Here is a 20554-nt window from a genome sequence, read left to right on the forward strand (position 1 = left end):
CGGACCTAGCCGGTTGCAAGAGCGCGCTGGTCGGCCCGCCCCATTGCGATCAAGAACGCATCCGTGTCTTGCAAGGTCTGGAACGAAGCCTTGTTCGCCATGCCCCGCCAGTTCCCCAATGTCAGCGATTGCGCCACCGCGCCTCCCAGCGTTGCACCTGGGCCGGTAACGATGAACAGGTCGGGCGCAAATTCACGTGCAGCCGTTTGGATGGCGTATGTGAAATCATAGGTCTCGGTCACCTGATGTCCAAGTGTATACGCCCACAGTGCCCTCGTATCCGTGGCCCCGGGCCACCAGATCTTGCCACGCCCGTCAATCATCGGCTGCCTGGGCTGTTCAAAGAGATCAGGCCCGAGTTGCTCCCGGCCCTCCGCTGCTACTGGGGCCTGCAACGCGGTGTGAAACGCAGCGTGATTGGCGAGCCGCAACGGGAACCGATCCTGCAGAGCGGGATGGTTGGATTCAAACGCCTTTAACCCGGCCTCATTACCAGCAAGCACCAGCATCCCGCCCAGATCGATCGACAGTGAAAGAGTATGTCCTTTCATTGCGTTGATCCGCGTCACATCGTTCAGCAACACAGACTTGCGCGCCGGATCGTTCGCCCAATCTTCGTCAACGAAAGGATATACCAGTTGCCCGCCAATCAGATGCTCTTGCATCAGGGTGCCCATCGTGTTGACCACGCGAAAGCCGTTCTCAGGGGTCAACGCCCCGGCAACCGCCAATGCGATATACCACCCCATCGAGTTTCCGGTGACCGCGACCACCTCGATATCCCCGGCCAGCGCCTGTGCATCTGCCAATGACGCCGCATATATAAGGGGTGAAGCCACGTCGCCGCCCGAATATTTCCCAACGCTATAGCGACCGGCCCCATCCAGCGCTGTAAGCGTCTCTTGTCCCGTTTCTGCTCGGATAGCGTCAAAACGGTGGAACAGATCCATTCGATCAGGGTGGTGCCGATGCAGATAGCCCAACTCAGGCTTGTTGTAGGTGCCCCTACCTGGACAGATGACAACAGCCGTGCGGGTCATGATTTACCTCCGGTCAAAGCCAATGCGGCGGAGACAATTCCGTCCTTGGTAGGAAGAGAGGCCGCATAGGCCGGGCCGGTCGCAATAAAGCAATCCTCGGCCACAACACGAGCGGTTGGGATAGAGGGACTTTCTTCGACGAAGAAAGTCATCAGCGCCTCAGATTGGCTGCCGGTACGTCGACATTCATCAACGATCAAAATGTGTTTGCACATTTTGGTGGCCTCGCGCAGCGCATCGGTCGGTAACGGCGCCAACCAGCGAATGTCGATGATCCGGGTTTTCAAACCTGCCGCTTCAAGTTCCGGCAAGGCCTGTCGTGATAGGTAGTGCCCGTTGCCATAGGTCACAATTGCCAGATCAGTTCCCCGACCATGTATGCCAATTTCGCCCAGCGCGATCTTCTGATCGGGAGACGGATAAGTGGTCATCCATTCCCCATCCTGCGCCCCATGCAAATCACGCATCGGGTAGAGCGCGATCGGTTCGAGAAATACAACCACGCGCTGCTCCTCTCGCGCCAGTCGCACGCATTCACGTAGCATCTGCGCCGCGTCCGCCCCGGTCGAGGGGCACGCGATGATCACACCCGGAATATCCCGCAAAACAGCTAAAGAGTTGTCATTGTGGAAATGTCCACCAAACCCTTTCTGATATCCCAAACCAGCGATCCGCAGCACCATTGGGTTGGTGAACTGCCCGTTTGAAAAGAACGGCAACGTGGCAGCCTCGCCCCTTATCTGGTCCTCGGCATTGTGCAGATAGGCCAGAAACTGGATTTCGGGGATCGGGACGAACCCGTTATGGCCCATGCCGATGGCAAGACCCAGAATGGATTGCTCATCCAGCAAGGTGTCGATCACCCTGTCCGGGCCAAAGCGCTGCTGCAGCTTCTGCGTCACGCCATAAACACCGCCCTTGCGGCCCACGTCCTCACCCATGCAGATGACTTCGCTATGCTCCAGCATCAGATCGGTCAGCGCCCAGTTGATCAGGCGGCTCATGGGTTGTCGTTCAACCATCGCGCGCATATCCCCGCCAAAGGCTTTCGCGCGCACCTCGGCGCTTGGGCCATTGGTCGGCTTGCAGGGGCGCTTTGGTGGGATCAGGCTCGCCATAACCTCGGACGCATCGACCAAATGCGGACGGCTGGCGGCCTCTGTGGCTACGCGATCCGTTCTGGCGCAGGTGTCGCGATAGATATCCAGCGCCTGATCCGGCAACAGCACACCGGCCTGGTCAAGCAAGCGCACAGTATGCAGCAACGGATCGTTGGCTTCATCTGCCTCGACTTCGGATTTCGGCAGATAGGTAGTCGGCACATCCGCTCCGGCATGGCCATAAAGACGAACGGTTTTTAGGTGCAGGAAGGCCGGTTTCCGGCGCCTGCGGACATAGTCGGCGGCCTCACTAGCAACCGCATAAGTCTCATAAACGTCCAGCCCATTGGCCTGAAAATACTTGATCCCCGGACGATGCTCCATCGACGCCTGGATCCAGCCCTTGGGTGTTTTGACCGAAATACCAATTCCATTGTCTTCACACACGAACAACAGCGGCAACGGCGTCGACTGCACGCTGGTCCAACCAGCCGTGTTGATCGCACCCTGAGCCGTGGAGTGATTGGCCGACGCATCCCCAAACGAGCACATCGCAATCCCGTCTTCCGGTAACACACAATGCTCGGGCGCATGTCGACGCGCAGCACCAAGCGCATAGGCTGCACCGACCGCTTTCGGCAAATGGCTTGCAATGGTTGAGGTTTGAGGTGGGATCATCAGCGCCTTTGATCCCAACACCTTATGCCGCCCGCCCGAAGTGGGGTCCTCACGCGAACACGCGAAACTAAGCAGCATGTCCCAAGCGATCTGCTGCCCTGGCACCTGTTCAGACCGCGAGATCTGAAAGGCCGCGTCCCGATAATGGAGGAACGCAATATCGGTTGGCCGCAGCGCATGTGCGACGGCAGCCATCCCTTCATGCCCGGACGAGCCGATGGTGTAGAACCCCTGCCCAGCCTTCTGCATCGCCCGGCTGGTTCGATCCAGCGCTCGGCTGAGAACCTGTGATCGAAACAACGAAACGGCATCCGTGTCACTCAACCCTTCACACGGCGGCGCGCCGTCGGGATAATCGCGATCTGCGACACGGGTCAGAAAATTCTCATGTACGATCTGGGCGCGGTCCATGGCTCTCGCTTTTGTCTGGTCTGTGTCATCGGTCTTGGCCGACCGCGGCGCGGGCGCTGCCCGCTTGCTGATTTGTCCCGCGCTCCTGTGTGAATTTCAAGGTCACGGATAGTGTTAGTGTGTTCTTGCAGTCATCGCTCTGGCGATAGGAAAAAACCAGTGCTATTGCGTTGATAAGGTATGAGGATAAGTCATATGATTGCGCCCCGACGATTTTTACCTTCCATCTCCTCTCTGCTTGCGCTTGAAGCTGTGGACCGGCTGGGTAGCGCCTCGGCCGCGGCCGCTGAACTATCCTTGACGCAAAGCGCGATCAGTCGCCAGTTGAAGACGATGGAAGACCAACTGGGGGTTCAACTTATCGAACGCAGCCAGATGCGGTTGCACCTGACACCTGCCGCTAAAGACTATGTGCAAACCGCAAGGTCTGCAGTGCAAGAGCTCGCACAGGCAGCATTGAAACTCAAAGCAAACCCGGCGGGCGGATCGCTTAACCTGTCGATCCTACCCGCATTCGGAATGCACTGGCTCGCACCCCGACTGCAAGATTTTGCCCGACGTCATCCAGAGGTCACGGTCAATCTGGGCACCCGACTTAAACCGTTTGATTTCGCGTCCGAGCCATTTGATGCCGCCATTCATTTCGGGCAGCAAGACTGGGCTGGTGTTCACTATTTGCCCATAATGCGGGAAGAGGTCTTGCCCGTCTGCGCCCCGGTGTCTACCGCCGCCAATTTTGGTAGTTTGGATACCCTGCACTCCGCGCCGCTTTTGCATCTGGATTCCAGGCCAGATGCCTGGGAGCGCTGGTTTGAGATGCAGGGTCAAAGGGTTACGGGCCTGCAGGGGATGCTATTCGACCAATTCTCGACCATGATTCAGGCCACGATTCACGGGTTGGGTGTGGCTTTGCTGCCGTCATATCTGGTGCAGGACGATCTGCGCGCCGGGCGGCTTGTTCAGGCATGGCACGGGCCAGGCGTGAGTCTTGGCAGCTATTATCTAGTCTGGCCGAATGACCGTACCACGCCCGAACCGCTGCGATCCTTCCGGAGTTGGATCGATAGCCAGTTAAAGACGGGAGCTAGCCTTTAGCGCCACCTCAGAACTTTCCGTTGTCATTTTTCCATTCACTGCGCGGCGCGATGGACTCAATCGTGTCCCAATGTTCGACGATCTTGCCATCAGACACTCGGAACAAGTCATAGAAAGAGGTGTGGTTCCCCTCAAGCTCGCCTTCGCAAACCGTCAAAACAAAATCGCCTTCCGCCAAGACACGATGGAGACGCTGATAATTCACATCGCCTGCATCGGATATCGCGGCCCGCAACTCTGTGAGGTCGTCAGAGAAACGTGGGCTATGCTCTACAAAGGCGGCTGGATCTATACAGGCATCAATCTGACTTTGGTCCCCGGCAATCAACGCTGTTTCGACGAACGCACGGACGAAAACCCGGTTTTCTTCGGTCTTCTCAACATCCCGAACCCCTGCAGTGCCGTCCACCATGCTATGCCCTGAGCCATTCGGCCCCAGACGTTTTTGAATATTGTCCCAATGCTCGACCGCCTGACCGTCTTCGAACCGGAATACTTCAAAGCCGATATTGCGGCGCGCGAAATCATACTCCGTGTGGGCAAATACGAATGCACCATCCTCAAACGCGCGTACGATGTTTACACGCGGCGAGGTCTCGGACAGCCGCTTGAACAAAGCCGCAAGCCCATCGCTGCCTTCGTGGGTTTGCGGATTATGTTGAATGTACCGAGCTTCGTTCACAACCGATACTGGGCCCGGATCGCCAGTCTCAATACTTTTGAGCAACGCACATATGCGATCCTTGTTGGACGTATCCATGCTGGGTTTCCTCCCGGTCTGATATTCCCGGTGATCACAGTGGCAGGCAAAAGGTACCGCATCAATGCCGGTCTGTGACAATTCCTGCGCGGCCTACGGCCTTGCGTCCTGCGGACAGCGAGGAGGGTCAGGAATGTCGACGACGGGCGGGAGTGCTTGGTGTCAGACGTCCAACGAGCGGGCGATGAGTTCCTTCATAACCTCATTGGTCCCGCCATAGATCATCTGAACCCGTGCGTCCGCATAGAGCCGCGCAATTGGGTACTCCGTCATGAACCCATATCCACCAAAAAGCTGCAGACATTCGTGCATGACTTCGTTCTGCACTTCTGATCCCCAGTACTTGACCATCGAGGCGGTCGCCGCATCCAGCTCACCGGCTTCCAGCTTGCCGATGCAGTCATTGACGAAACTGCGCAGCACCTCGGCCTTGGTCTTGCACTCGGCCAGTTTGAAACGCGTATTCTGAAAATCCATCACCCGCTGACCGAAGGCTTTGCGCTCTTGCACATATTTCACCGTTTCGGAAATGGCGAAATCAATCGCGCCCAGCGCCATGATCCCAATGGTTAAACGTTCCCACGGCAGCTGCTTCATCAATTGATAGAACCCCTGCCCCTCTTCCGAGCCCAACAGATTGGTCATCGGCACCTTGACGTCCTCAAAGAACAATTCAGCCGTATCGTTCCCCTTCATCCCAAGTTTCTTGAGGTTCCGTCCTCTCCGAAATCCCTCGGCCCCTTCAGTTTCAATAGCGATCAAAGAAACGCCCTTCGCACCCAGGGACTTGTCGGTTTTGGCCGCAACAATGACCAGATCGGCGGATTGCCCGTTGGTGATAAATATCTTGGAACCATTGAGCCGATAGGAATTCCCGTCCTTCTCAGCCGTCGTTTTCACCGCCTGCACATCCGATCCGGTGCCCGGCTCGGTCATGGCCAGCGCACTGATCATTTCACCCGAGGCCAGTTTCGGCAGCCATTTCTGTTTCTGATCCTCGCTGCCATAGGTGTTTATATAGTGGGTCACGATCGACTGGATTCCATAGCCCCAGCCTGCATCACCGCGGGCGGTCTGCTCATACAAGGTGACGGAATCAAACCCCATCCCACCGCCTACGCCGCCATATTCCTCGGCAATGGAACCAGCCATCAGACCCGTCTGGCCCGCCTGCAGCCAGAACGCGCGATCAACTGCCCCATTCTCGGCCCATTTTTCCGTGTTGGGCACCAACGCATCATCCAGGAACCGGCCCGCCATTTCGGCAAACATCCGGTGTTCGTCAGTGACCCAAGCGGCGGTGCTGGTAAAAAGCGACATCAATAGGCTCTCCAGATCAAGTGTTTGCCCAAGGCTACTCGGGTGTGTGATTCCTTCCAATCCGTGTGACGTTGCGTCCAGCAAGAACGCTACGCAACGTCTTTGGCGCAAAAGCCGCTCGTGATCACATCTGCGTTCCCACGCCTGACAGACCGCACAATAGTTGGCCATATTGGGCAAGCCCCGACAGCCCCAGGAGACAGCACAATGCCCCGCGCCTTTTCTGAACTGACATTTACGCCTACAGTTCGCGCCCATCAGGAACGGATGGGATCTGCCGCTACTTATGCGAAATTTCTCAACTCCGGACCACAGCAAGGCCACCAAATAGGCCCGACAGAAGAGGCGTTCATTCAGGCCCGTGACGGGTTCTATCAAGCTACGGTGTCTGAAACGGGCTGGCCCTATGTGCAGTTCCGTGGCGGGCCAATCGGATTTTTGAAAGTGCTGGATTCGCAAACAATCGGTTATGCGGATTTATCGGGAAACAAGCAGTATATTTCGCGCGGGAATCTGGATGGGAATGACCGCGTGGCCTTGATCCTGATGGATTATGCGAACCAGCGCCGCCTTAAGATCCTTGGGCGTATGGAATTTTCGGAAGGTCCCGAGGCGGCGGCTGATCTCTATGTTGAAGGCGCCGAGACCGAAGCCGAGCGCGCAGCGATCATCAAGGTTGAAGCGCTCGACTGGAACTGCCCGCGCCACATTACGCCACGCTTTACCGAAGCCGAGCTTCGGCCGCACCTGAACGATCTGGGCCAGCAACTGGCGGTGCTACAGGCAGAAAACCAGCGGCTGCAACGTGAATTGACCGAACTCAAAGCTTCAGGCAGATAGAAAAGCTGCAAGTTTGGGTGCGACGGGCGCGCGCAGGTGTCAGCTGCACCTTGACCCTCCTGTCACTGGAACCTTTATATCTAAGGCGAACATCATTGTCAGGGCGCCTCGGATGGCCGATTCACTGCACTCACAGATCAAGATAACAGGTATGAGCTGCGCCTCGTGCGTTGGCCGGGTTGAAGGCGCATTGCGGGCCGCACCGGGCGTGCGTGCTGCCGTGGTCAACTTCGCGACCGAAACCGCAGATGTCACCTATGACAAATCGATTTCCGAAGTTCTGGATGCGCTCAAAACAGCAGGATATCCGGCAGCAACACAACAGACCCGTCTAGACATCGACGGTATGAGCTGCGCCTCGTGCGTATCCCGGATTGAACGCGCCCTGAGGGCCGCACCGGGTGTGGTTGACGCAGCGGTCAATCTTGCCACCAACAACGCCACTGTAACCTATGCCGACAGCGCAACCGAACCGGCAACGTTGGCCAAAACACTAACTGAAGCGGGGTATCCGACGCGCCCGACGGATACCGGCACGGCGGATCGCGATGACAAGGCCAAAGAACTTGCTGGTTTGCGCCGCACAACTATGACCGCTGCCGCACTGGCCTTGCCGGTTTTCGTACTAGAAATGGGCGGGCACATGATCCCAGCATTTCACCATTGGGTGCATGCGACCATTGGCTTGCATACAAGCCATCTGATCCAGTTCGCCCTAACCTCTGCGTTGCTTCTCGGCCCGGGACGCGTGTTCTATGCCAAGGGCATTCCATCGCTGTTGCGTGGTGCGCCCGATATGAATGCACTGGTCGCATTAGGAACAGGCGCGGCGTATCTGTATTCGGTCCTCGCAACTTTTGCGCCGCAGGTGCTGCCGCAAGGCACTGCAAATGTCTATTTCGAGGCTGCAGCGGTCATCGTTGTGCTGATCTTGCTGGGCCGCCTGATGGAATCCCGTGCTAAGGGACGAACCGGGGCCGCGATCCGCAAACTGGTTGGGCTGCAGCCCAAAACCGCGCGGGTCGAGCGGGGTGGGGCCACTCTTGACCGGCCCATCGCTGAGATCGTGGTTGGGGATATCGTACAAATCCGTCCGGGTGAACGTGTGCCCGTGGACGGCGCGGTTTTGGATGGAACCTCGTATATCGACGAAAGCATGATCACGGGTGAGCCCGTACCCGTTGGCAAAGCAAAGGGCGATCCGGTTGTTGGCGGAACGGTAAATGGCACCGGAGCGCTGCGCATTCGCGCAACCCATGTGGGTGCCGATACTGTGTTGGCGCAGGTCATCGGAATGGTCGAACAGGCGCAGGGCGCAAAGCTACCCATCCAGGGTTTGGTGGATCGGATCACCTACTATTTTGTGCCCGCCGTTATTGGAGTGGCGTTGCTGACGGTCGCCGCGTGGCTGATCTTTGGCCCGGCTCCGGCATTGCCGCTGGCGCTGGTGGCCGGGGTATCGGTGCTGATCATCGCCTGCCCCTGTGCGATGGGTTTGGCCACGCCAACTTCGATCATGGTGGGGACGGGTCGCGCGGCCGAGCTTGGCGTGTTGTTCCGTAAAGGGGATGCGCTGCAGCTTTTGCAGCAGGCACAAGTGGTCGCGTTGGATAAGACAGGCACACTGACCCTTGGCCGCCCGGAACTGGAAAACGTCATAACAACAAATGGCTTTGGTCGCGCAGAAGTTCTGCGCTTGGCTGCCGCTGCCGAGGCACGCTCGGAACACCCTATCGCCACAGCAATCACACGCGCAGGGCCCGATAATTTGCCCGATGTGGAAGAATTTGAATCTCTGACAGGGCTTGGCCTGCGTGCACAAATCGAAGGCTGTTCGGTACTGATTGGTGCTGACCGGCTGATGGAGCAACACAACCTTGACCTCGGCGACCTGCGGCTTGAGGCTCAGAAACGTGCCGCAGAAGGCGCAACGCCGATTTATGTGGCGATTGACGGGCAAGCCGCTGCGGCCTTGACGGTTTCGGACCCAATCAAGCCGGGCACGCCCGAAGCGTTGGCACGTCTGCACCAGATGGGTCTGACTCTGGCCATGATCACGGGCGACAACGCACAAACAGCACAAGCATTGGCTGACAAGCTGGGCATTGATCACGTCACTGCCGAGGTGCTGCCAGATGGCAAGGTTGATGCAATCGAAGGGTTGCAGCACCAGTTTGGAACGCTTGCTTTTGTCGGTGATGGTATCAACGATGCGCCTGCGCTGGCGACGGCAGATATAAGTGTGGCGATTGGAACCGGTACGGATGTGGCCATCGAAACGGCAGATGTGGTTTTGATGTCGGGCGATCTGCGCGGGGTTGCGAATGCGGTCGAAATCAGCCGACGCACAATGCGCAACATCCGGCAGAATCTTGGCTGGGCCTTTGGGTACAACACGCTTCTAATCCCAGTTGCAGCCGGGGTGTTGTACCCCTTGGGCGGTCATTTGCTTTCACCCGCGCTGGCGGCCGGAGCCATGGCCCTGTCCAGTGTCTTTGTCGTCTCGAACGCCCTGAGGCTTCGGCGCATCCGGACCAACTTGCCTGAGATTGGTCGAAAACCACCCCATAAGGAGGCCATCGCATGAATATTGGTGAGGTCTCAACCCATACGGGTCTGCCCGTCAAAACCATCCGCTACTACGAAGATATCGACCTGATCAAACCGCTGCGTGATGATAACGGATATCGCCGGTTTCGGGATCAGGACATTCACAAGCTGAAATTTTTGGGGCGCGCCCGCGCATTGGGGTTCACCATCGAGGATTGCCGCACACTGCTGGCCCTATACGAGGATGAGACGCGCGCCAGCTCTGATGTAAAACGCGTCGCGCGGGACCATTTGGTGCAGATCGATGCCAAGATCGCTGACCTCCGAGGCATGCGTGACACACTCAGCCATCTGGTCGAGGCTTGTGCCGGAGATGACCGCCCGGATTGCCCGATCCTCAAAGACCTTGGCGGCAAACCCTAACGCAGGGTTGCCCTTTGGCCCAAGCTTTGCTTTGTCTCTGCTAAACATCACGACCTGCTGCGCCGCTGAGGCCAAGGACGGATAACAGAGAGGATCATCACATGGCAAAAGTTGCATTCCTTGGCCTTGGCGTTATGGGTTACCCGATGGCAGGGCACCTTCAAGCTGCAGGCCACGACGTCACCGTCTACAACCGCACTGCATCCAAGGCCGAGGCATGGGTTGCCCAACATGGCGGAGCCATGGCGCTCACGCCGCGCGAAGCCGCGGAAGGGGCAGATTTCGTGATGGCTTGTGTCGGCAATGACGACGATCTGCGTATGGTATGCACGGGCGAGGATGGGGCCTTTCAAGGAATGGCCAAGAACACGGTCTTTGTGGACCACACCACCGTATCTGCCAAGGTAACCCGCGAGTTGTACGAGGCCGGCAAGGCGCAGGGTATCGCTTTTGTGGATGCCCCGATCTCGGGCGGTCAGGCCGGTGCGGAAAATGGTGTGTTATCAATCATGTGCGGCGGCGACCAAGCGGCTTATGATGCGACCGAACCGGTGATGCAGGTCTATTCGAAGATCTGTCGCCGCATTGGTGAAAGCGGTGCGGGTCAAATGACCAAAATGTGCAACCAGATTGCCATCGCCGGGCTGGTGCAGGGCCTCAGCGAAGCGCTGCACTTTGCCGAAAAAGCCGGGCTGGATGGCCGCGCGGTCGTCGAGGTAATCAGCCAGGGTGCAGCGGGCAGCTGGCAGATGGCAAACCGGTATGAGACCATGCTGGACGACCATTTCGAACACGGCTTCGCCGTTGACTGGATGCGCAAGGATTTGGGTATCTGTCTGGACACCGCCAATGAGACCGGAGCCTCGCTGCCGATTACCGCCTTGGTCGATCAGTTCTACAAGGATGTGCAGAAACTGGGTGGAGGTCGGTGGGATACCTCTTCGCTGTTCAAACGGCTGCGGGCATTAGACTGACGAAAAGGGGGCTGTCTGCCCCCCATCGCGCCAAAGCGCGATTCCCCCCGAAGGTATTTTGGGCCAGATGAAGAGGATCACCGTGGCAATTGCAAGAGGCATCGCATGGGAGAAATAAACGCTTTCTGGGCGGGTCGCCTGCGTGAACATTGGGGACTGGAGGCCCGTCTGACGCGGCTGGATGGTGAATATGACCTCAACTTTCTGGTGGAGGCCACCAACGGGCAGGATTATGTGCTCAAGGTGATGCGGCCAGGGTGCGATGCGGGATTGGTCGATATGCAGATCAAGGCGCTGGAGCATCTTAACTCAGCGGCACCGGGCTTGCCCTTTCCCGCCGTTCTTCCTGATATGAACGGAGGTCTGCTGCCGGAGATCATCGACACGCAGGGGCAGTCGCGGCTGGTTTGGCTGCTAGAACGGCTACCCGGGAAATGTTATGCCCACAGCGCGCCCAAGACGGAAGATCTGATCCTGAAGCTGGGTCGCGTACTTGGCGCGACGGGCCGGGCGTTTGAGGGCTTCACTCATGAGGGTCTGCATCGCGCAGAATTCAAATGGGACCTGACACAGGCCGGGTGGATCGTCGATCAACTGGGGGCAATTTCCGATCCAGAACGGCGTGCACGACTGCAGCAGGTAGCATCAGAATTCGAAGTCATTCACGATCAGCTGAATACCCTGCCGAAGCAGGCCATCCACAATGATGCCAATGACTACAATATCCTTGTCGAAGGCACGTTAGGCGAACGCCGCAGCATCTCGGGCCTGATCGATCTTGGTGACATGTGCGCCGCACCCCGTGTGTGCGATTTGGCAATTGCCGGTGCCTATGTCGTTCTGGATCATCCCAAACCTGAGCGCGCATTGGCTGCGTTGGTGCGCGGGTATCATGCTGCCAACCGTTTGCGCCCGGATGAGATCGACCTGATTTGGCCCCTGCTACAAATGCGGCTGGCGGTATCGGTTGTGAACTCGACGTTGATGGCAGCAGAAAACCCGGACGATCCATATGTCACGATCAGTCAGGCCCCGGCGTGGCGATTATTGGAGGACGGGTCGATCAATGGCGCGCTTATGCCCGCCCGTCTGCGCGCAGCCTGTGGCCTGCCTGTGGTGGACGGTGCCGAGCGTATCCACGCTTATCTGTCCAATCATCGTGGGCATTTTGCTCCAATGTTTGAACAGGATCTGCGCGACGTTCCGATGGGTTCACTATCGGTGGAAAACTCAACCTGGCCACAGAACCCGTTCCACATGCCGCTTGATGAGGCCGCACGGGTGGGTGAGGAATTCGGAGAAGGACTCTGGCTTGGTTATTACAGCGAACCCCGTCTGATCTATGCCGAGTCAGGGTTTCGCAAGGGCCCCTGGAAAGCGTCCGACCGGCGTACGGTGCATCTGGCTGTGGATGTATTTGCCCCCGCCGGGACGGTGCTGCACGCGCCACTTAGCGGACGGGTCGAAGCGGTTGAGAACAGAGATGATCACCTCGATTACGGCGGGGTTGTGATCCTGCATCACGAAACGCCCGAAGGTGACGCATTCTATACGCTCTATGGCCATCTGGACCCCGAGGTCAGCGAACGTTTGAAACCCGGTGATCCAGTGGCACAGGGGGCTGCCTTTGCCCGATTGGGAGACGCCAGTCAGAACGGCGGCTGGGCGCCGCATGTGCATTTCCAACTGGCGATGACAACCGACGGGATGCAGGCCGACTGGCCCGGTGTTGCAGATCCAGATGAGTTGGAGCTGTGGCATGCAGTCTGCCCCAACCCTGCAGCTTTGTTAAACTTGCCGGATGAAAAGGTTTTTTACCAACCGACTGACAAGCAGGCGATCCTGAATGGGCGCCACGATCACTTTGGCGGCAATCTCAGCCTGACCTATGACGACCCGGTCATGCTGATGCGCGGATGGAAACATCACCTGTTCGACGAGTGGGGGCGGCCCTATCTGGATGCGTATAATAACGTACCGCATGTGGGCCATGCACACCCGCGTATTCAGGCGGTTGCAGCGGATCAACTGAAGCGGATGAATTCGAATACGCGGTACCTGCATCCCGCACAGACCGCCTTTGCCGATAAGATCTTATCGAAACTACCGGATCATCTTGAGGTTTGTTTCTTCGTCAACTCGGGGACCGAAGCCAATGAGTTGGCCCTGCGTCTGGCGCGCGCCCATACCGGCGCGAATGGGATTGTGACGCCGGATCACGGTTATCACGGCAACACCAATGCAGCGGTCGCGATCTCAGCCTACAAGTTCAACAAACCCGGCGGGGTCGGACAGGCCGATTGGGTGGAACTGGTTGAAGTCGCAGATGATTATCGTGGTTCGTTTCGGCGCGACGATCCAGACCGAGCCCAGAAATTTGCAGATCTGGTTGATCCGGCAATTGCGGCGTTGCAGGCGAAAGGCCACGGGCTTGCGGGCTTTATCGCGGAAACCTTCCCTTCGGTCGGAGGGCAAATTATCCCACCACAAGATTATCTGCCTGCGGTCTATGAAAAAATTCGTGCCGCCGGTGGGGTCTGCATTGCCGATGAAGTTCAGACCGGCCTTGGGCGTCTGGGCGACTATTACTTCGGCTTCGAACATCAGGGCGCGCTGCCCGATATCGTGGTTATGGGGAAACCCATTGGCAACGGTCATCCGCTGGGCGTGCTTGTGACAACCAAGGCGATTGCTGAAAGCTTCGATAACGGGATCGAGTTTTTTTCGACCTTCGGCGGCTCCACCTTGTCCTGTCGGCTAGGGAAAGAGGTGCTGGACATTGTCGATGACGAAGGCCTGCAAGAGAACGCCCGTTCCATGGGGGGGCGCTTGATGGATGGGCTTAGACAGATCGAAGCCGGCTTCGCCTGCGTTGGCGATGTGCGCGGTATGGGCCTATTTCTCGGCGTAGAGCTGATTAACCCGGACGGATCGGAAAGCAGTGAGATTTGCAGCTACGTCAAAAACCGGATGCGTGATCACCGCATCCTGATCGGCAGCGAGGGACCGAAAGACAATATCCTGAAAATCCGACCACCGCTGACGATCGACGCGGACGACGTAGATATGATCCTTTGGACGCTGCGCGATGTGCTTGAAGAGGTTGGAGGCTATAAACCACCCCCCGCGTGTGACCATGATCACCATCATGCGGGCTGCGGCTGCTGCTAAAAAAACAAAACCCCGGCGAAATTGCCGGGGTCTTGCTACCACCGATCAGTGGAGCACCGAAATTGGGGGTTGGTGCCCGGTCGTCGGCATCGGTATGGCTGCGGTCATGCGGCGCAGTGCCAGACCCAGTTCTTCGGACAATGAGGCCAGAGCTGGTGCAAAATCGGGCCGTACGATCAGTGAGGCCATCATCATTGCGTCTTCGCGCGCACCTTCGGAAGCGGCTGCAATCATCTGGGCAAAACAGTTCTCATCCGCCCCCAGACACACACATCCTAGCCCGTGACGCACCAGAGGCCGACGGCCATGATGCGCACAAAGTGAGCAGAGCCGATCCAGCGCCAGCATCGTGGCGCGCCCTTGATCTGCACCCAGCGCAATATTGAAATCACTTGCTGCATTGGTGCGGCCCTCGGCCCCGTCACCCCAAAGACGCAGATACATCACTGCACCGGCCTCAATGGGGCTCATGTCAGACAGGCGGCCAACGGCGGCCCCGCCACGCGATGAAGGTGTGTTCATTTTGTCAGGATCAGTTTGCCTGCGCGGGTGATGCGCAACGTATACAGCTGATCGCCCAGCTCGATATGGGCCAGATTACCGCCATTAGTGAGGTCTTCGGCCTTGTGAGCCGGAAGCATCGAAACAGCATAGCTTTGGGTCGAGGAAGGGGTTTGCATGTTCATCGGGACATCTCCAGAGCGTCTTTGGCACATGGCCTTATCTGCGTTTGTTTCGCTTGATCTGGCTGACCCACATTTGGGTTGGCTATCTGTTCACAAACTTAATCTGATTAAAATAGTAAGGTTTGTCAAGCTTCGGTTTTGCAATCATCTTCTGGTATCACTATTGCGCGACCGCGCGCCGCGAATTAGGCATTGAATACAGACAATAAAGGCAGAATCGCAGATGACGGCAGTTGTAGTTTTTGATCTGGATGGCACTCTGGTGGACAGCCTCGCCGACATCGCAGCTGCAGCGAACCGCATGTTGTGCGACCAAGGCCATCCCACCCTGCCCAAAGAGACAATCGGCGGATTCGTGGGAAACGGCCTGCCCAAACTGGTCGAGCGCGTGATGATCCATTGCGGAATGGACACGGTGCGCCACGCGGAACTAACACAGCTTACATTGACACATTACAATGCAGGCGCGTGTGATCAGACGACAGTTTATCCTGGAGTGCTCGAGGCGTTGGATGAACTTCAAGGAATGGGTTGTGCGCTTGGCGTCTGCACCAACAAACCCGAGGCTCCGGCCCGGCATGTGCTGGGCGAACTGAAACTATTGCCTTATTTCGATACCGTGTACGGCGGCGATACATTGGACACTCGTAAGCCAGATCCGGCGCATCTGTACGCCAGCTTCAAGGCATTGCCAGTCGTTGGACCGCAGATTTTCGTCGGTGATAGTGAGGTGGATGCCGAAACAGCCCAACGTGCGAAGGTGCCGTTTTTACTGTTTGAAAAGGGGTATCGCAAATCACCAGTCGCGGACCTGCCGCACACATTCAGCTATGACAATAGCGCCAAATTACCCGTGCTTGTTCGGCATATCTTGCAGGACGCAGCTTTGCAGGCATAGGCCTGAAAAAATTGAGGGGCCGGCCAAGGGGGTAAGAAGCCAGCCCCTCATCGGGGGAATTTAGTGAAAGTGGTTGGGCACGCTGGCCCGGTAGTTAATAAGAAGTTAACGCACCCGCGCGATACGCGAAATTGGGGGATTCCCGTAGTGCCGCAATTTTTTCTCCGAAATTCGGCAAATTTCCGCGCGCACAAGTCCCGATAGCCGAGTTTTATACGGCCTGTGCAGCCGCTGCCCGCGCGATTACCAACTCTTCGTTTGTAGGAATGACCATCAATTTCACACGGGACAGATCAGTCGAAATAACTCGCCAGTTATCAGCGTTAGCATCATGGTCCAGCTCAATCCCCAGCCATCCCATGTCGGTACAGATACGGTCGCGGATATAGGTCGAGTTCTCGCCGATCCCGCCGGTAAACACGACGGCATCCAAACCACCCAGAACAGCGGCAAGTGCCCCCAACTCACGGCGGATACGAAACGTATAATAGTTGATGGCGTTGCGTGCGCCCGGTGTATCCGAGGATTCGAGGGTACGCATATCATTCGTCATCCCCGAAAGACCCAACAGCCCGGATTTGCGATAAAGAAGATCAGAAATTTCATCCGCACTCATGCCCCTCTGATCCATGAGATACAGAACAACGCCCGGATCCAGCTGGCCGCAGCGCGTTCCCATCGGCAAACCATCCATGGCCGAGAACCCCATGCTTGACCCAACCGAGCGGCCGCCGATCATGGCACACATCGATGCTCCGTTCCCAAGATGAGCTACGACCACCCGCCCACCGTGTATCAGCGGAGCTGTCTTGGCCAGATGATCCGAAATGTAATCATAACTCAGCCCGTGGAAACCATAGCGCCGAACGCCCATGTCATAATACTCGGTCGGCAATGCGAAGGTGTCATTGACCCACGGGTGATGACGGTGAAAGGCCGTATCAAAACAGGCAACCTGCTTTGCGTCCGGGAACCTGTCCATAGCGGTACGAGCGCCATGCAGATTGTAGGGTTGATGCAGGGGCGCAAAAGGCTCAAGCTTTTCCAGCATTCGCAAACTGTCGGGGGTCAGTAGTATGGGCCTGTCGTTGTCTGGCCCACCATGCACAATGCGATGCCCTACTGCCACCACTCGTGCCGAAGGGAACTGCTGCTCCAGCAGATCCAGAATATAGTCCAACGCGCTGGCTTGATCGCGCAGGGCCTCAGACGTGGTATCCGCAATTACCCGACCATCGACGGCACTTGCACTGATGCTGGCCGCCGGACTGCCGATGCGTTCAACCTCACCCGAGCAGATCAAAATCGGGTCGGCGTCACCAGACGTGAACAATCCGAACTTCAGCGATGATGACCCCGAATTCAGCGTGATTATATATTCCATCAGATCCCGTCCGACATTCGTGCTGCGTGCAGGGCTGCCACAGCACAGGAAGCCAACCGCGCCTTTTCATCATCCGCGCGGCTGTTTAGGATAATCGGTACCCGAGCGCCAAGAACGACTCCGGCCGCTTCGGCGTGGGCAATATAGGTCAGCTGCTTGGCCAGCATGTTGCCCGCATCCAGATTGGGCACAACCAGAACATCCGCACGACCAGCCACCTCGGACACGATACCCTTGGTCCGTGCAGCCGCAATGCTGACCGCATTGTCCATGGCAAGCGGCCCGTCGACCAGACCGCCCCTGATCTGCCCCCGGTCGGCCATCTTCGACAGCAGCGCTGCATCAATGGAAGATCGGATTGCCGGGGTTACCGTCTCGACCGCTGACAAGACACCGACTTTCGGCGCCCCTATCCCGATCGAGATCGCCAGATCAATCGCGTTTTGCGTGATATCGATTTTAGTCTCCAGGTCGGGTTCGATATTGATCGCTGCATCTGTCACTAATAAAGGGTGCGGCTGACCGGGAACATCCATGACAAAGACATGGGTAAAGCGACGCCCCATACGAAGGCCACGCTCGCGCCGAAGTGCCGCCCGCAGCAGTTCATCAGTGTGCAAGTGCCCCTTCATCAAGGCTTGGGCCTGCCCATCCGCAACCAGATCAACCGCCCTATTGGCAGCATCCAAATGATTTCGGACTGGTATTATCTCGGTGTCACCCAGCGGCAATTCGATCTCGCGCGCCGCGGCAGCAATCTTATCAGGATCTCCGATCAGGATCGGCTTGATGATGGTTTCGCGGGCAGCCAGCAAAGCACCGCCCAGCGCGTTGGGCTCTTCCGGGGCAACAACGGCGGTGCGGATCGGTGGCAGCGGGCGCGAACGATCAAGCAGCGCGTCAAAATGGCGATGTCTCTGCAAGACCAGACCGGGCACCTCGATCTCATTGAATGACATCTCTTTTTCAGGCGCGACGACGACCGCCGTACCTGAGACAATCAGCGCCCCATCGCTGAGCCGGACAACGATGGTTTCCATCACGACCTCGCGGTTCCCGCGCTTTTCAAGAACCTTGACGCGCGCAGTCAGCTCGTCCCCTGCTAAGGCATGCATACTGAATTCGAAACTCTGCGACTTATATAGCGTACCTGCCCCCGGCAGGACATTTCCCAGAACCGCCGAGATCAGCGCACCAACGAACATGGCCGGGGCGATGGCCTCGTTCAACTGATCGCCATCGCCGTCTTCGGTGGACAGGTGTAAGGGATTGTGGTTGCCCGAGTTTGAGGCAAAAACAAAGAAATCATCTTCGGTGCAAATCCGTGTCAGTTCAGCAGTATCGCCAACCTGTAACTGATCATATGGCTTGTTGTGGTATTGCATAGCGCCTCTCAGCGGCTGTTTTGCACCGACCATTATGAGATTTCAGTTAAACATCCAATGACATTCACAGGGTTTTCTAGGGCTGAAAACCAGCAGGCACACCGAATATTGGCCGATCAAGCGTTGTTCCCGTCAACGCATCCAGGAACGCGACAAGATCAGCGATCTGCTCGTCCGTCAATTCTTGCTGCGCAATATCGATTTTATGGCGCTGTCGATCCATCTCCCGACTGTCCTCCCAGACGATGAAATCGACCTTCTCCAACCAAGGCACCTTGGGTAGAGCCGCCATATCCGGGGTCCAGGCAGCAAGGCTTTCCCGAGGGTTCAGGTGATGGCGGATGATCCCCTCAAGATCGGGGAAAGCACCGTTGTGACCATAGGGGGCGGTTTTGGAGACATTCCGCAGCATGGGCGTGCGGAACCGATAGGCGTCTTCCAACCGGTTGCTTTCCCCCACCCGACCCACATCGCGCGCATAGGGATCCCACTGCCGGGTCTTGCCCGGACCAAACGGGGGCAGCCCCAGCGCATGGAATTTCTGATCCGAAAGCAGCGGGCCAGAGTGGCAAGAGGCACACTCTGCATCACCAAAGAACAGGTTCATTCCCTCTTGTTGCTGCGGCGTCAGGGCCGAGCTGTCTCCGGCCAGATACTGATCGAATGGGCTGTCGGTACTGCGCCATTCCACAGCCATGAAAGCAGCAAGAACGTTCGCGATCTGGGTGATCGTGATATCCTCGGTCGTTTCAACCTCATCGAACGCAGCCACGAAGGCGGCACCATACCTCGGATCGATCCGTACGCGTTTGGCTAGGATCGGCCAGCCCTTGTCGATCCGATCGTGCACCGCGCCTGTGACCTGATTCTCGGCCACATTCCCGGCCATCTCGAATTGCGAGGTCAGCGGGAACAGCGCCTGCGCGGCCAGTATCGAGTTCAACCCGTTGGGCAGCCATTCCTGCGCCGGAGAATTGAAGCCATTGCCATACACATCAGAGATGCTGAGGCGTCCGTCATGGAAAACCGTATGGATGTCCTTTGCGCCCAGGTTCCACAGCCCGGGCGAATTGCGCGGGATACGTTTGCGAATCTTGTCCGCGCCGCTTCCGGGGGTTCGATCCGGCCCAAGCCCGTGCCCGCCCTCGCCAATGCCCAGCGACAGTCCGTCCGAGGTGCCAAAATCCGGGTGATGGCAATGGGCGCAGGCGATGTTCTGGTTGCCAGACAGGATCGGATCGTAAAACAGTTGATGACCAATGGCGGCCTGTTCCATATCAAAGGGGATGAAATCATCATCAGTCAGCGGGCGCGGCAGGTCTTGTGCCGTAGCGGCCCCGGCCAACAGGAAGGCAGCCCCATGCGCCAGATTGTATTTGCACTTTTCTGTCTCGCGACACCTGCGCTGGCCGAACTGGAACAAGCGCGCGATCTGATGGAAGCCGGAGAATTTGAGGCCGCCCGCGAAGAGCTTCTGCCAGCCGCCAGCTCTGGCAATGCCGAAGCCGAAGAACTGATCGGCGTAATGTATGGGCTGGGTCTTGGGGTTGACCAAGACTATGAGCGGGCGTTCGAATGGTACCTGCGCGCCTCGCTGAAAGGCCATCCCGGCGCGCAGTCGGGGATTGGCTGGTATTACGAGCTGGGTCTGGGCCTGCCCGCGCCTGATCTGGTGCGGGCGTATATGTGGTACACGCTCAGCGCTATTGGCGGCGATCCCGATGCAGCGATCAGCCTTGAGGAAGTGGTCAAGAAGATGTCGCCGGAGCAGATCGAAAAGGCGCATGTTCTGGTCAACGACTACAAAGGGTGGATGTACCCGTTTCGGTAAGGGTCGGG

17 protein-coding genes are annotated in these 20554 nt (G+C 57.6%); 8 read left to right on the forward strand and 9 right to left on the reverse strand.

Annotation, left to right across the window (positions count from 1 at the left end; all coding sequences use genetic code 11):
* Positions 1-5: 5 nt before the first annotated feature.
* Both Q1B46_RS11660 and Q1B46_RS11665 read right to left on the reverse strand, forming a co-directional pair.
* The gene (locus tag Q1B46_RS11660) at positions 6-1040 is read right to left on the reverse strand and encodes an ACP S-malonyltransferase (RefSeq protein WP_299948117.1); all 1035 of its coding nucleotides are present in this window, start codon (positions 1038-1040) and stop codon (positions 6-8) included.
* Positions 1037-3229 (reverse strand): thiamine pyrophosphate-dependent enzyme, encoded by a 2193-nt coding sequence (locus tag Q1B46_RS11665; RefSeq protein WP_299948119.1) that lies wholly within the window; start codon positions 3227-3229, stop codon positions 1037-1039. Before Q1B46_RS11665 ends, Q1B46_RS11660 begins: the two co-directional genes overlap by 4 nt.
* 195 nt (positions 3230-3424) lie before the next feature.
* On the opposite strand from Q1B46_RS11665, the gene Q1B46_RS11670 reads away from it, so the two are divergent.
* Positions 3425-4324 (forward strand): LysR substrate-binding domain-containing protein, encoded by a 900-nt coding sequence (locus Q1B46_RS11670; RefSeq protein ID WP_299948121.1) that lies wholly within the window; start codon positions 3425-3427, stop codon positions 4322-4324.
* Between the two features lie 7 nt (positions 4325-4331).
* Here the strand turns inward: Q1B46_RS11670 and Q1B46_RS11675 are convergent, their stop codons facing one another.
* Together Q1B46_RS11675 and Q1B46_RS11680 are read right to left on the reverse strand one after the other, a co-directional pair.
* Positions 4332-5084: a nuclear transport factor 2 family protein gene (locus Q1B46_RS11675; RefSeq protein WP_299948123.1), complete on the reverse strand. Its 753-nt coding sequence runs from the start codon at positions 5082-5084 to the stop codon at positions 4332-4334.
* Between the two features lie 162 nt (positions 5085-5246).
* Positions 5247-6404, reverse strand: coding sequence for an acyl-CoA dehydrogenase family protein (locus tag Q1B46_RS11680; RefSeq protein ID WP_299948125.1), 1158 nt, complete (start codon positions 6402-6404; stop codon positions 5247-5249).
* A gap of 207 nt (positions 6405-6611) precedes the next feature.
* Here Q1B46_RS11680 and Q1B46_RS11685 point away from each other — a divergent pair, with 207 nt between their 5' ends.
* From Q1B46_RS11685 to Q1B46_RS11705, 5 genes are all read left to right on the forward strand, one after another.
* Entirely contained in the window at positions 6612-7244 is a 633-nt protein-coding gene (locus tag Q1B46_RS11685) for a pyridoxamine 5'-phosphate oxidase family protein (RefSeq protein WP_299948127.1), read from the forward strand.
* A 112-nt stretch (positions 7245-7356) separates the two neighbouring features.
* Positions 7357-9831, forward strand: a complete 2475-nt coding sequence (locus tag Q1B46_RS11690) for a heavy metal translocating P-type ATPase (RefSeq protein WP_299948129.1) — start codon at positions 7357-7359, stop codon at positions 9829-9831.
* The gene (gene cueR, locus Q1B46_RS11695) at positions 9828-10217 is read left to right on the forward strand and encodes a Cu(I)-responsive transcriptional regulator (protein WP_299664142.1); all 390 of its coding nucleotides are present in this window, start codon (positions 9828-9830) and stop codon (positions 10215-10217) included. Before Q1B46_RS11690 ends, cueR begins: the two co-directional genes overlap by 4 nt.
* A 101-nt stretch (positions 10218-10318) precedes the next feature.
* Positions 10319-11191 (forward strand): NAD(P)-dependent oxidoreductase, encoded by an 873-nt coding sequence (locus tag Q1B46_RS11700; RefSeq protein ID WP_299948132.1) that lies wholly within the window; start codon positions 10319-10321, stop codon positions 11189-11191.
* Between the two features lie 105 nt (positions 11192-11296).
* A complete protein-coding gene (locus Q1B46_RS11705; protein WP_299948134.1) occupies positions 11297-14362 on the forward strand; it encodes an aminotransferase class III-fold pyridoxal phosphate-dependent enzyme in 3066 nt (1021 codons plus the stop codon).
* 45 nt (positions 14363-14407) lie between these two features.
* Here Q1B46_RS11705 and Q1B46_RS11710 read toward each other — a convergent pair whose 3' ends face one another.
* Positions 14408-14884, reverse strand: a complete 477-nt coding sequence (locus Q1B46_RS11710; protein ID WP_299948136.1) for a hypothetical protein — start codon at positions 14882-14884, stop codon at positions 14408-14410.
* Positions 14881-15048: a hemin uptake protein HemP gene (locus Q1B46_RS11715; RefSeq protein ID WP_010441016.1), complete on the reverse strand. Its 168-nt coding sequence runs from the start codon at positions 15046-15048 to the stop codon at positions 14881-14883. Before Q1B46_RS11715 ends, Q1B46_RS11710 begins: the two co-directional genes overlap by 4 nt.
* Positions 15049-15271: 223 nt before the next feature.
* Between Q1B46_RS11715 and gph the strand changes: the two genes are divergently transcribed.
* Positions 15272-15946: a phosphoglycolate phosphatase gene (gph, locus tag Q1B46_RS11720; RefSeq protein ID WP_299948138.1), complete on the forward strand. Its 675-nt coding sequence runs from the start codon at positions 15272-15274 to the stop codon at positions 15944-15946.
* A gap of 211 nt (positions 15947-16157) precedes the next feature.
* On the opposite strand, the gene Q1B46_RS11725 is transcribed toward gph, so the two are convergent.
* From Q1B46_RS11725 to Q1B46_RS11735, 3 genes are all read right to left on the reverse strand, one after another.
* A complete protein-coding gene (locus Q1B46_RS11725) occupies positions 16158-17330 on the reverse strand; it encodes an acetate/propionate family kinase (RefSeq protein ID WP_299948140.1) in 1173 nt (390 codons plus the stop codon).
* On the reverse strand, positions 17330-18715 hold the full coding sequence (locus Q1B46_RS11730) for a bifunctional enoyl-CoA hydratase/phosphate acetyltransferase (protein WP_299948142.1): 1386 nt from the start codon (positions 18713-18715) through the stop codon (positions 17330-17332). The genes Q1B46_RS11725 and Q1B46_RS11730 overlap by 1 nt, the downstream gene beginning before the upstream one ends.
* Positions 18716-18791: 76 nt before the next feature.
* Positions 18792-20060: a cytochrome c peroxidase gene (locus Q1B46_RS11735; RefSeq protein WP_299948144.1), complete on the reverse strand. Its 1269-nt coding sequence runs from the start codon at positions 20058-20060 to the stop codon at positions 18792-18794.
* Positions 20061-20075: 15 nt separating this feature from the next.
* On the opposite strand from Q1B46_RS11735, the gene Q1B46_RS11740 reads away from it, so the two are divergent.
* A complete protein-coding gene (locus tag Q1B46_RS11740) occupies positions 20076-20546 on the forward strand; it encodes a tetratricopeptide repeat protein (RefSeq protein ID WP_299948146.1) in 471 nt (156 codons plus the stop codon).
* The last annotated feature ends 8 nt before the right edge of the window (positions 20547-20554 follow it).

The organism is uncultured Ruegeria sp. (genome assembly GCF_947500045.1).
Lineage (GTDB): Bacteria > Pseudomonadota > Alphaproteobacteria > Rhodobacterales > Rhodobacteraceae > Ruegeria.